Annotated in this window: 11 protein-coding genes; 1 reads left to right on the plus strand and 10 read right to left on the minus strand. The window is 51.3% G+C overall.

What is annotated here, in order from left to right:
* The 10 genes from Q0R57_RS13850 to Q0R57_RS13895 form a co-directional block, all read right to left on the minus strand.
* Positions 1-893: YWFCY domain-containing protein (locus Q0R57_RS13850; RefSeq protein ID WP_294748945.1), on the minus strand; the 893-nt coding region annotated here is incomplete at its 3' end.
* A gap of 2 nt (positions 894-895) precedes the next feature.
* Positions 896-1573: a hypothetical protein gene (locus tag Q0R57_RS13855; protein ID WP_294748948.1), complete on the minus strand. Its 678-nt coding sequence runs from the start codon at positions 1571-1573 to the stop codon at positions 896-898.
* Positions 1573-2292, minus strand: coding sequence for a hypothetical protein (locus tag Q0R57_RS13860; RefSeq protein WP_294748950.1), 720 nt, complete (start codon positions 2290-2292; stop codon positions 1573-1575). The genes Q0R57_RS13855 and Q0R57_RS13860 overlap by 1 nt, the downstream gene beginning before the upstream one ends.
* Positions 2293-2316: 24 nt before the next feature.
* A complete protein-coding gene (locus tag Q0R57_RS13865; RefSeq protein WP_294748953.1) occupies positions 2317-4326 on the minus strand; it encodes a hypothetical protein in 2010 nt (669 codons plus the stop codon).
* 3 nt (positions 4327-4329) lie between these two features.
* Positions 4330-5508 (minus strand): OmpA family protein, encoded by a 1179-nt coding sequence (locus Q0R57_RS13870; protein ID WP_294748956.1) that lies wholly within the window; start codon positions 5506-5508, stop codon positions 4330-4332.
* A gap of 85 nt (positions 5509-5593) precedes the next feature.
* Positions 5594-7111, minus strand: a complete 1518-nt coding sequence (gene mobV, locus Q0R57_RS13875; protein WP_294748958.1) for a MobV family relaxase — start codon at positions 7109-7111, stop codon at positions 5594-5596.
* A 219-nt stretch (positions 7112-7330) separates the two neighbouring features.
* Positions 7331-7663, minus strand: a complete 333-nt coding sequence (locus Q0R57_RS13880) for a hypothetical protein (RefSeq protein WP_294748961.1) — start codon at positions 7661-7663, stop codon at positions 7331-7333.
* Between the two features lie 18 nt (positions 7664-7681).
* Positions 7682-8245, minus strand: coding sequence for a hypothetical protein (locus Q0R57_RS13885; RefSeq protein ID WP_294748963.1), 564 nt, complete (start codon positions 8243-8245; stop codon positions 7682-7684).
* 72 nt (positions 8246-8317) lie between these two features.
* A complete protein-coding gene (locus Q0R57_RS13890) occupies positions 8318-8797 on the minus strand; it encodes a hypothetical protein (RefSeq protein WP_294748966.1) in 480 nt (159 codons plus the stop codon).
* Positions 8797-9567, minus strand: coding sequence for a hypothetical protein (locus tag Q0R57_RS13895; protein WP_294748968.1), 771 nt, complete (start codon positions 9565-9567; stop codon positions 8797-8799). The genes Q0R57_RS13890 and Q0R57_RS13895 overlap by 1 nt, the downstream gene beginning before the upstream one ends.
* A gap of 195 nt (positions 9568-9762) precedes the next feature.
* Between Q0R57_RS13895 and Q0R57_RS13900 the strand changes: the two genes are divergently transcribed.
* Complete coding sequence (locus Q0R57_RS13900) at positions 9763-11526, plus strand: DNA topoisomerase 3 (RefSeq protein ID WP_294748972.1); 1764 nt, start codon at positions 9763-9765, stop codon at positions 11524-11526.
* Positions 11527-11897 lie beyond the last annotated feature (371 nt).

Here is an 11897-nt window from a genome sequence, read left to right on the forward strand (position 1 = left end):
TGGGCAGCGGCCAATGAGTCGATGTACTTATGCTGGATAGGGTTCACACGGCGCGAATACTCCACATTCACGAAGTTGATGATGTTGAACTGACAGCCCGGCGGCGTCTTGCCCTTCGCCTTGTTGATGCGGTAGTGATAGTAGAGCTTCTGGGCGAGGGTAGGGAACTTGTAGTCGTAAACCACCATCGAAAAGCCCTTGGCCGAGTGCTGACGGATGAACGGCTCAATAACAGAAAATGTCTTACCCGATCCAGGCGTACCCACCACGAACGTACCACGGAAGGGGTTATTGATGTTGATCCAGCCATGACGGAACTTGCCGTGATAGTAGTAGCGCATGGGGATGTTCACGCCGTACTTCGTATCGACGCGCTTCTCGTTCTGCTCGAAACTCTCGTTCTCAAAGTTGAAGCGGTCTTTCATCAGTCCCTCCTTCAGATACTTCGACACGTTGTCGAGCGCCACATGGACGCACACCGTGCCAACGATGGAGGCCACCATGTAGAGCCAGATGCTCAGCGGGAATATCCACAGGCGGTAGTGCAGCCAGTCGGTGTAGTAGAGCCACACGGCCAACAGGACCAGCACGAATCCGATGACGATGGGCCAGAACACCATCTTGCGGGCATCGAACTCAATCTGTTTCTTGTTGCGGGTGCCGATGCAGGTGATAATGACCAGTAGGAGCGTGGCAATCTTACTATAGGCGAGGTGACCGGGCTGGTAAATCAGCCAGCGTCCCATGCGCTCATGCAGGTCGGTCAGCACTCCGGCGAACGTGTCGAGCAGCTCAGGATTGCAGGCATACTCAAAAAACTCAACGACCAGCGAGACGTAGATGACGACTCGGAATATGCTGTAAATGCTTTGTATCTCTTTCGATTCTTCCATTTCTATCTTACCGATTTAGCGTTATTCCACCATTGGCGGCGGCAACGGGTGATGATGTCGTGCTTGGTGGCGGGGTTCATGTAATAGGCCCGCTCCATCAGCTCGTTCCACACATCGAGAAACGACGTATAGCGGAGCGCGAGGGTGAGCTGGCGCAACTGTTTGTTGATGGTGCGCAGTTTGGGACGGATGGTCGAGATCACCTTATTCTTCTCCTGTTCCGTCATCTTGCTGCTCTCAAAGCACACCTTACGGATGTCCATGATGACGTCGAGCGTGGTGCGCACGATGTTGCGATAGACCACATTGCGGCGCGTGGAGAAAGCCACGGCCAAGGCGTTCTCAGGACTGTCCGCGAGGACATGGCCCAAGTCCTTCACGCATTTCGAGGTTTGCGTCACCTCGTAGTAGATGCCGTAGATCTCAGCCGCTATCGACAGCACATCGTGGAACTTATCCAGGTAGTCGTTGAACTCGCGCTGGAAGTCGGTCGTGGCTTCCACCTCCTCCTTTATCCAGACGTGGCCGGTGGTCATCAGCAGCTGCGCCTTCTCCTGCGACTCGATGGTTTTCTTCGCCTGGTCAGAGGCTAATTCAATGGCAGCCACACGTCCGGGGTCGATACCGGCCACAGATTTCAGCGGCACACACAATAGTATTATCAGGTATAGCTTCTTCATCACTCATTCAATATTTGACTCACGGTTGATGCCCTGCGCCAGCGTTCGTAGGCCTCACTGGCTATCTCGGCATGGCTCTTGTCAACCATCCCAGCCGTGTACTGGTTCCAGACATCCGTCAGATTATGATACGCGATACTGATGGCGAGGGTGCGCAGCTTGGCATTCAGCCGGGCCAGTTCGTCGGACAGTTGCCAGAGCATTTCCGTCCGTTCGGCTCCCGTCAGCATATTGTCCGTGCCACCCTTGGCCACCGACACCTTCAACAGGCGATAAGTCTTGATGAACTCCGTCGCTGTTTCGAGATAGAGGTCGTTCATGGCCAGTGTGGCACCGATACCCACAGGATTGGCATTGATGGCCCGTTGTATCTCATAGAGATGTTGCAGGGTCTGAACACCGTCGGCATAGAGTGAACACCCGGCTTTGAGGGCATCGGCATAGCCACGAGCCGTTTTCAGGTAAGCATTATACTTACCCTCCCACTGTTTCATCTTCGTGAACTCTGCCGCGATGGTTCCCTGAAAAGCAGCGGTCTTCTGCATACCTTTCGTCTGGCTGTTTATCGTGCTGTTCAGCAGGCTCGTCCCCTCGGCAATAGCGGCATATTGCAGCGGATTGGCCTCGCCAACCTGCCCAAAACTACTGGCAGGCACGCCCATCAGGACGGCCAATGCCAGTAGTCCGTGTCGATTATGAAAGAATAAAGATGGTATCATTCTTATTTAATAAAGATAAATTATCTACATGCCACGTCTGATACCCTCATCAGGCCCAGGAACACCAAGGTTGGCTTCCTCTGAGCGGAAGTTGGCAGCAGCTACATCAGCCGGACTGACAACTCCTGCTTTATGATAGACGGGGCCGGTACGGGTTTCATAAATCTCAGGTCTCGGCTCATGTGGGACAGACAGACCGTCACGCATCACCTCACCGCCAACGACCAATGCGGCCAAAAGAGCAGCACCGAGGTTATGGCCTTCGCCTGGACGGGTCTTGATGTCCACCTCATTGAAGATCTTCGAGAAGAGCTGCATACGGTGATAGTCATCGACGGCGAGGAACTTGTCGTACTGTTTCTGGGTAATCTCATGTGATATGGTCTGCCCATTGATGACAGCGGTCATCTTGTATTTGCCATTCGCTGTAGGGTCAACCTGAATATTCCCCACCTCGACCTCACGGCCATGTGCTCTCTCGCGGTAAAAGCCCTTGCGCTCATTAAACTCCAAAAGGGCTGCACCGTCCACCCTGTTGGAAGTGGCATTTTGGATGTCCACTTCCTTTTGGTGGACGATGCTTTGCCCGTCGTGCGCAAGGTATAGGTCATCCTGATATAGGCTCTCCCCATGTGCCGACTTGATTTCGACCTCGTTGAAAACCTTATCGAACATCTTCAGACGATGGGCATCGTCGAGGTCGAGGAACTTCTGATAGTCTTTGGCTGAGATGGAGTGGGCGAGGAGTCGGCCATTTACCTCTGCCTCCATGACGTATGTACCATTGAGCGTTTTATCTACCCGAATCTCGCCAACGACCATTTCACGGCCATTGGCCACTGGCTGAAACCAACCCTTGTTGCCCAGGATGGTCTGAATCTCCCTGCCATTGATGGCATTAGGGTCGCGTTCAATACGCTCAGACTCTCTGCGCTGTTCGGCTCTGGCTTCGGCGAGACGCTGCTGTTCTGCGATGCGGCGTTCCTGTTCGATGAATGGCGCTTCCACCTCCTGACGAACCTCCGGCTTCAGGTCGAGCGATACCAGTTCCTTGGTTTCGAGCATGTCCTTGGTGAGCTTCGTATCGAAGTCCTTGCCGATGACCTCATTGATGATGGCCAGACGGGCATCAACTGAAACGCCGCCTTTACCACTGACCTTGTTGGCCATGAGCTTTTGCAGTTCCTCCGGCTTCAGGTCATACTGGAGATCCACCTTTGAGAGATTCGACTGGATGGTGAGTGTCTTCTTGGCTTCGTCGATGACGATGCCGTGTGACTTCAACACCTCCTGGAACTTGTCATTGCTGAAATAGACATCAGAGGTGATGACAGAAGAGTAGGGGATGCCCTGACCTTGTGGACGGGGTGCTGCCTCCAAAGGCTTTATCTTGGGTTCGATGGAAATCTGGTCCAGCACCTCGACGGGCGTTTCTTTCTGATGGCCTTTGAAGTAAAAGCCATAGCCACCGGAGAGCATTTCTCCTGGTTTCACTCTGTTGTCAGGTCGTTCCGTTACCATCGGGCCACCTCCCCAAGGACGATAGGCGTGGTCACCGATACGGCGAAGATGGAATCCTTCAGTACGAGGGGCATAGCCTACGAAGTCACCTGCCCAACCACGGCCCTGACGGCTGAAGGGAGCAAACCAAGGTGTTCGGCGGGCAGGTCTGGCATCGTAGCCATACTCCCCATGTCCGATACGATAGCCATGCAGTCCCATCGCCACACGACCGAAGGCATTGCTGGCAGAAACAAAGTTCTGCGGCATGTAGAAGTCATCCTTCACGATAGAGGCGAAAGTGTTATAGGCTTTCTTATTCTCGTAGGTGGTTCCCCAGCCCATGAGGTTCTCCACCTGTTTCTCATTCAGTTTGTAGGTCAAAACAGGAGAGTCGTGACCCAATACTATGAGTTCACGACCACCGTCCTTCGCCAAACTGATATGCGCCTGCATACCATTCTTGCGCAAAACCTCCTGAAGACCTGTCGAGAGATCCAACTCTCGCGGATTAGTATATTTCCGTATTGCCATAGACTACTTGAAATAAAGTACGACGCAGGTGTTACGATTGCCATTGAGCGGTTCGTAGCTGTCGATACCGCCACGATGCTTCTTCTGGATATGAGTCTCGTCAACGCCATGAGCCTTCAGCAGTCCTGCGATATAGTCGGCTCGCTCGACACTCAGGCGTTCGTTGATCTCAGGCGTACCTGTCTCGCTGTCGGCAGCACCAATGATTCGGGCCTGAAGGCCATACTTCTTGATGACTTCTGACACCTCCTTGATATTGATGAACTGTGCGTTCTCTGTCAACTCATGGGTTCCTATCTTAAAGAAGAAATAGATAGGTGCGCCAATGTACTTCTTGCCAGACTTCAGGATGTGCAGGTACTTGTTGGCGGCGATGGCGGTTGAATCAGCCAGACTATCCACGTTGATAGTATCGCTGATGCCATCCCAATCCTTGTTGGCCAAACGCTTACGAAGTGAGTTAAGACCGCTATAGTTATTGCGCTCATGGGCAGCGGTGGACTGTACCGAAGGAACAGTTCCCTTGTTCTGGTTCTGCCATGAGTCGTAATACCTGTTCACCTGGTTCAAATCAACTTCATGGACGCGACTTTTCTTCCACCCGACTTTGCCGATGGTAACACTCAGACCGATACTGGCCTGCAGCAGATGGTCACCGAGTTTATCAGATGCTCCCTGCCCGTCGAAGTTCTGCCAGGTGGTCGTGGCTCCGAGTTCTCCAGACAAATGCAGGCGCTCCGACAGTCGGTAGCGACCAATGAGGCCATAGGAGATAGCGAATGGCTTCTGACCATTATAACTGTTATGAATCAGTCCACATCCGGCGTATGGGATGATGTCCCACTTCTGCATCCCGTCACTATGCGCTGTGAGGTTATACAAGAAGTCCACATGCAGGTTCTGGTAATTACATGATACCATATTGGCATCCTTCAGTTGCAGACCCTGAAAAGCCAGTCGGCCAGCCACATGAGGCGTGAACCACTTGCCCACTGACACATTCAGCAACGGTTTCTCACGGTCAAACAAATCACCATGTCCTACTGGCTTACCAATGAAAGCCGATACACCTCCCTTGGCTGAGAGGAACCAATTTGCTCCCCAATCATCGACGGGAGAATCTTGTGCTGCAGCTGTCCCTGCTACGAGACATGCTGCCATTAAAATCATTGTTTTCTTCATTTGCTTAATACCTTTTTATTTTTTTAGCCGCGAAAGTACAACATCTATTTCACTGCACAGACGCACAGAAATTATCATGCTTGAATTAACGTTTCAATTTTCGTCCAGCTGGTCTCATCATCATGCGGCCCATGATGCAACAACGCCTACGATACGCATACTCGTCCTCGTCTTCCTTGCGTCGCCAGCCACTTCCCGGGCCATTACCGCCGCCACCATGATCCTGTGCATACTTTGTAGCACCATCTATCAATCCCGTGAAAATAGCGGTTGCGGCGGCGACAATTGCATTGCCTCTTTCGGCTATGTCTTCGATGAAAGAACCATCCATCAGTCCCTCAAACTCATTCCGCAGTCCAGGCGGCAGTTTCTTGGAGAAGTCGCACAACCTCTGGTGTTCCTTCTGAACCTCTTCGATGGCCTCGCTCCACATCATTGTAGTCATTTCACGCATGGCATCATCCTCCAGTGTCGGACTGTTCTTTTCGACCTGCTCATATAACGAATCGTATGCCTTTTCAAGATTCTCTTTCATGCCTGTCAGTTCCTCTAACTGTGTCATGGCTGCATCGAGTTTTGTTTTCTTGTCATCCAACTTTGTCTGTATATCGTTAAGTTGGTCTTCTAACTTTTGTTTCTTCTCTTCAAGTTCATCGATGGGAATATGACCATTCTTGTATTCCTCTTCAAGACCACCAATCTCGGTGATGATTTTCTGCTTCTGCTCTCGAAGATTGATTATCATAGTGGTCAGTCCCTTGTAGCGTTTCTCGGCTCTTTTGATTTCGGTTTCCAGATTGTCAAGTCTCCCTTGATTTGCCGTAATCTGTGTGGACTGTTCGGTCATCTTCTGTTCTTGCTCATTGAGGGTTACCTTGCCGGAATCAATCTGTTCCTCCAGCCACTGCATATATGACTTATGCTTGGCATTGGTCGTGGCGATGCTGTCACCACGTTCCAGTCCGTACTTGGCATTTACCTCGGCCAACTGGTCGTGCAGTTCCTTGAACTTACGTGAGCCATCCTCCTTGTTACCGCCAAAGAACTTATTGTAGGAAAACTTGTTCTTTTCTGTGATGGGTAGCAGTGTACAATGGATATGTGGTAGGGTCTCGTCGAGGTGAACGACAAATGCCGCAATGTTATCCTCACCGTATTTGTCGGCCATGAAGTGATACATGTCCTGTGCCCACTTCTCAATTCCTGGGCAGCGGGTGACCTGAGAATTGTCTGATCCACGTTTGAAATTCACTTCCTGATTGCCGAAGGCCAACTGACGCATCACGTCTCTTGAACCTTCTAATATGATATTCGCAACCGTCCGACGGCGACGCGGATCATCCTCAGAAAGCCCTGCATTGGGGTCGGTGATACCCCTTGCCTTCAGAATTTCCCTAATACGGGTGGGGATGGAGGTGTCTTTATCCACCTCTTTTACTATGCCACCACGGCCAATCTCGAAGTTGAGATGCTCGCGGGTGGGGTCTTGTGTACCTGATACCTTCTTCATATAGGCGTTTTGCTGTCCTACACGAAGGTGTTCGTTACTTTGAGCAACGGTTATACCTTTTCCTGCTCTTAAATCGCATACTTGCTTAGCCATGTTTTTGTTCGTTTATTAGTTCAAATGGGGGTCTTGGGGTGTGAACCCTGAGCCTAACCGTCCGAGAGCTTGCTCCAATTCGCTTGCGATTGAGGACGGGCATCTTTGTGGGGCATCTGCCGACAAAGTGCGTATTAGGCTACACCCTTCTGCCCAAGGGCAGTGTGGCACGACCTGGGGCAGACGCGCAAGCGCTCTCCGTTTCAGTCGTCGTACACACTAAAAATCGTTGTCTGTGATATAGTTTAACTTGATTGCCTTTCGGTTGCCTGCCAAGGTCATGGTGACGATGCCAAGCTCCTGTAACTTCTCCAAGAAACGGCTGACCGTATCGCGGTCCCATCCCCAGGCTTTCGAGAACTCGAGGACGCTGCCTTTCATGAACTTTCCGTCACCCGTAAGCAGCGCGATGCGCTGACGCTCCATCAGGTCGCGGAAGGCTTCGAGGCGACTGTACTTCGGCTGTTTCTTCACACCCTGCAGCAGCAGGTTCCAGAGAGCGATGTCTGTGACAATTCGCACCTGGCTGTTTCTAACTGTGTCCTTATCCATGTCGTAATGCTTTAGTGTTTATGCCAGCACGGCATCCCGCATAGTGGACTGCGGGATGCCGCCTCCTGTTATGTTGCCGTTACGGTCGGGGTAGATGTATGCTGCAAGCAGCACTATCTCCAGCATCTCGGTGACGATGATGTAGCGAGGCGAGACCATGGCGATGAGCATGGCGAGGGCTGCCACGACGAGAAAATGCTTCGGGTGGTCGTGGAGGTAGGTGAGCACCGTGTCGGCCCACTTGTACGAGAACATAGCCAGGCTCATCACTGCGGCCAGGAGTGTAGCGTAGGGGCGGGTCATCAGTGCGCCGTAAAGGCCGATGGTCTGTGCGGCATCGGCTGCAGACAGATGGCTGTCGTGCATCATCGTGGCAATGGCGGTGGATGCCTGGAAGTCGATGAACTCGAGGGCTATCATCACCATCAGGATGACGAGCGTGAAGAACTTGCGGAAGTTCTCGCTACGCTTCATGCCCTCGTAGAATCGCGTGGCGAATGCAGGTCGCCAGCGCATGGCGAACGTGAACGGCACGGCGGCCATCACGAACATCAGAATCATTTTCAAGTCTATTATACTCATGTTGCTTTATGAATTTGTTAAGTCGTTTAATCTGTTTGTTTTTGTCGTTTGAAAGGTGACTGCCGGTGGCGGTCAGAGGAAGTTGATGAGCAATGCGTCGAGACGCTGCAGCTCCTCGATGTCGAGGTCGGGCTGCGGTTGCTCCAGTCGCTCCAGTTCCTGCTTCAGGAAGGTGAAGACGGTTTCGATGGAGGCATAGAAATCGACGTGTATCTCGTCGATGATGCCGCACTGGTGTGACGCTATGCGTACCACATACATTTCGTCCTGATAGGGCATGGAGTAGGCGAGGGCGTGGAAGTTGTTGCCGGCCTTGTCGCTGTAGAGGTAGAGCACCTGCAAGAGGAGCTTCGAGACGAGCAGGTCAATCAGGTCGTCTATCATTTCCTGATGGGTCAGGGGGATGGTTACCGTCGCCTGATTGCCGTCGTTCAGGGCGGTCAGTTCGAGGTCATCGGTCTTGAACTTTTCCATGCTCTCGGTGGCTTCGAGGAAGCCCATCAGGTTTGCGATGATGCGCTCATCGACTTCTCCAGTTATAATGAATAGCATCACAAAACGCTTTTGAGGTAACACTTCAGGAAATACTCGCTCAGCACTGAGGAGAGTTTTTCCGTTTCCGATTTGGGCGAGTGCGCATAGTCTTTGCCGTCAACGTAGGCAAGGAGCATGGGCAGTTCCTCGGCCAAATGTGTCAACGTCTGCTCCTGCTGCGGGGTCAGCATGGCCGTGGCGTAGTTGTCCATCGCCAGGAACGGCTGAATGAGGAGCCATCGGTAGTTGGCCGACTGCTTGGCATCCAACTGTTTCTGAGCCATAATGTCGTTGCGGCATGTCTCGGCGCTCTGGAGGATGCGGCGGTTGAAGTCGAGGTAATACTGACGCGCCGAACGGAATTCATCGGAGGCCAGCATGGCCTTGCGACTGGCAGAGGTGCCTACCTTCAGTTTTACTACGTCGGCCATCGAGCGCTGCTTGGCAAGTGCCAGACGGGTGATGACCATCCTGAAGCTGTCGGTTACGGCAAAGAACTCCGAGGCGAGTCGGGCATCGTTCTGGAGTGTGGAATCCCGCACCATGAGGGTGAGTGTCGAGTCCTGCAGTTCCTGCCAGGTGTTGATGCGAGCCACCAGTTCGTCGATGGTGGCATCCTTCTGGTCCTTGACTGTCGCCAACTCCTGATGACAGGCGGCTATGGCCTCCTGTGCGTGGTCGAACTCGAACTTCTGTTTCTTACTGTTGCAAGCCGTCAGACCTGCAATCATTACTGCACCTATTAATATAATAAGGTGGCGTTTCCATTGTGGATTTCTCTGTTTCATTTCGCTGTTTGTTTCTTTATCGCTTTCGCGGCGCAAAACTACAACAATCTGCTGGCTCAGGCCTGCTGTTTCAGTTTTCTTGCGTGAATTAACAATTCACGAATGGAATCCAATCTGAATTGTTAAACCAGGAATGATAATTTCGTAAGGCAGATGGTTCCATCGGTTTGCAGTTCCTTTGCAGGAAAAAACGATATGATAGTATGTATTTGTGAGAAGCCTTCGGTGGCCTTGGAGGTCGCTAAGGTATTGGGAGCGAGAACGAAGAAAGATGGCTATTACGAAGGTAATGGCTATCAGGTAACGTGGACTTTCGGTCACTTGTGTGAACTGAAATCGCCGGATAAGTATTATCCTCAGTGGAAGAAGTGGAGCATGTCCGTGTTGCCGATGATTCCACCTCAGTATGAGGTTGAACTTATCAATAACCCCGGTATTAAGAAGCAGTTCAAGGTTATCAAGGATCTGTATAAGAAGGCCGATAGCATCGTGAACTGCGGTGATGCCGGTCAGGAGGGTGAACTCATCCAACGGTGGGTGATGCAGCTCGCGGGAGTTAAGTGTCCCGTCAAGAGATTATGGATTTCGTCGCTGACAGAAGAAGCCATCCGTCAGGGATTCCAGAATCTGAAACCTCAGAGCAATTATGACTCGCTCTTCGAGGCAGGACTGGCTCGCGCCGAGGGTGACTGGCTGTTGGGTATGAACTGCACCAGACTTTATACTCTCAGGTATGGTCAGTACAAACAGCTGCTTAGTGTTGGGCGTGTGCAGACTCCGACATTGGCGATGATTGTTGCCCGTGACAATGAGATTGAGCATTTCGTGCCAAAGCCCTACTGGACGTTGGCCACGAAATACCGCGATACGGTGTTTACCAACAGTTCGTTCCAGACTCAGCAAGCTGCTGAAGAAGCCTTGGCCGTTGCCCGTCGCAGTCCTTTAATTATAAAAGATGTGCTGGAGAAACGCAGCAGTGAACAACCGCCACAGCTCTATGACCTCACGTCGCTTCAGGTTGATTGCAATAGGAAGTTTGGCTTCTCTGCCGATACGACGTTGAAGAATCTGCAGAGCCTGTATGAGAAGAAACTGACCAGCTATCCGCGTGTCGATACCCGTTTCCTGACGGATGATATCTATCCCAAGTGTCCTGGCATTATCGCCAATCTGACGGATGTTTGTGCTGGAGCACGACCTTTGGTAGGTCGCCAATTGCCGAAGAGCAAGCGGGTGTTCGACAACAGCAAGGTGACAGATCATCATGCTATCATCCCGACTGGTGATACTCGAAACCTTAGCACTCTCAATGACTTTGAGCATAAAGTCTATGACTTAGTAGTCCGTCGCTTTTGTGCGGCGTTCTATCCGGCTTGCGAATATGCCAATACAACTGTCTTGGCCAATGCTGGTTCTCTTACGTTCAAGGTCACAGGTCGTACCATCCTCTCAGAAGGTTGGCGTGCTGTTTATGGTAAGGAGCTTATAGACTATGACAGTCAGAACAATGAGAAAGTAACCCTCCCGTCATTCAAGGTTAGAGAATCTGGTCAGCACACTCCTTCCATTGAGAAGAAGATGACCACTGCGCCCAAGCATTATACTGAGGCCTCACTCCTTCTGGCAATGGAAACTGCCGGAAAGTTCGTCGAGGATGAAACTTTGAAAGAGGCCATGAAGGAAAACGGCATTGGCCGCCCATCAAGTCGTGCCTCTATCATCGAAACATTGGTAAAGCGTGACTATGTTCGACGTGATCATCGCAACCTTATTTCCAATCCAGCAGGTCGAAATCTGATAGCACAGATTCATTCAACTCTTTTGAAGAGTCCAGAACTCACTGGCCAATGGGAACACAAACTGCGCCAGATAGAACGAGGTAGTTATTCTCTTCAGGACTTCATGCAAGAACTGGAGCACCAACTTGTGACTATGATTAAGGAGGTACAATCCACATAATCAGCTCGTTTTTGTGGAATAAACTGTGTGCAACAAACGGATTTGCACAGATAACGATAAAAAACGGTATGATTTTTCGTTTAAATGAAATAATTGTTGTATATTTGCACTCGCAATATGGCATAATTTCGTTTAAAGCGAATAATTGCATGAGCAAAAGCGCATTCTGATGTAGCACCCGGAACGACCAAATATACCGAACAACAGCTTACAAGGAATGTGCCCAGGCTAGATTATGTCCCTTTGGAACATATATCTTCCGGCGTGGGCCTTCCGTAATGCTGTTGGTTTTGGTCGACCGCGGGTGTTAACGGAGTGGCACCACGCTTTTTAACTAAGAACCAGCCTGTGAATGGTGCAACGGGCTATCC

It is taken from the genome of uncultured Prevotella sp. (genome assembly GCF_946407605.1).
Lineage (GTDB): Bacteria > Bacteroidota > Bacteroidia > Bacteroidales > Bacteroidaceae > Prevotella.

What these genes read in the sequence shown, in the direction of transcription:
- Q0R57_RS13855 (WP_294748948.1), bottom strand. Translation starts at nt 1,573, where the DNA reads ATGAAGAAGCTATACCTGATAATACTATTGTGTGTGCCGCTGAAATCT.
- Q0R57_RS13860 (WP_294748950.1), bottom strand. Translation starts at nt 2,292, where the DNA reads ATGATACCATCTTTATTCTTTCATAATCGACACGGACTACTGGCATTG.
- Q0R57_RS13865 (WP_294748953.1), bottom strand. Translation starts at nt 4,326, where the DNA reads ATGGCAATACGGAAATATACTAATCCGCGAGAGTTGGATCTCTCGACA.
- Q0R57_RS13870 (WP_294748956.1), bottom strand. Translation starts at nt 5,508, where the DNA reads ATGAAGAAAACAATGATTTTAATGGCAGCATGTCTCGTAGCAGGGACA.
- mobV (WP_294748958.1), bottom strand. Translation starts at nt 7,111, where the DNA reads ATGGCTAAGCAAGTATGCGATTTAAGAGCAGGAAAAGGTATAACCGTT.
- Q0R57_RS13880 (WP_294748961.1), bottom strand. Translation starts at nt 7,663, where the DNA reads ATGGATAAGGACACAGTTAGAAACAGCCAGGTGCGAATTGTCACAGAC.
- Q0R57_RS13885 (WP_294748963.1), bottom strand. Translation starts at nt 8,245, where the DNA reads ATGAGTATAATAGACTTGAAAATGATTCTGATGTTCGTGATGGCCGCC.
- Q0R57_RS13890 (WP_294748966.1), bottom strand. Translation starts at nt 8,797, where the DNA reads ATGCTATTCATTATAACTGGAGAAGTCGATGAGCGCATCATCGCAAAC.
- Q0R57_RS13895 (WP_294748968.1), bottom strand. Translation starts at nt 9,567, where the DNA reads ATGAAACAGAGAAATCCACAATGGAAACGCCACCTTATTATATTAATA.
- Q0R57_RS13900 (WP_294748972.1), top strand. Translation starts at nt 9,763, where the DNA reads ATGATAGTATGTATTTGTGAGAAGCCTTCGGTGGCCTTGGAGGTCGCT.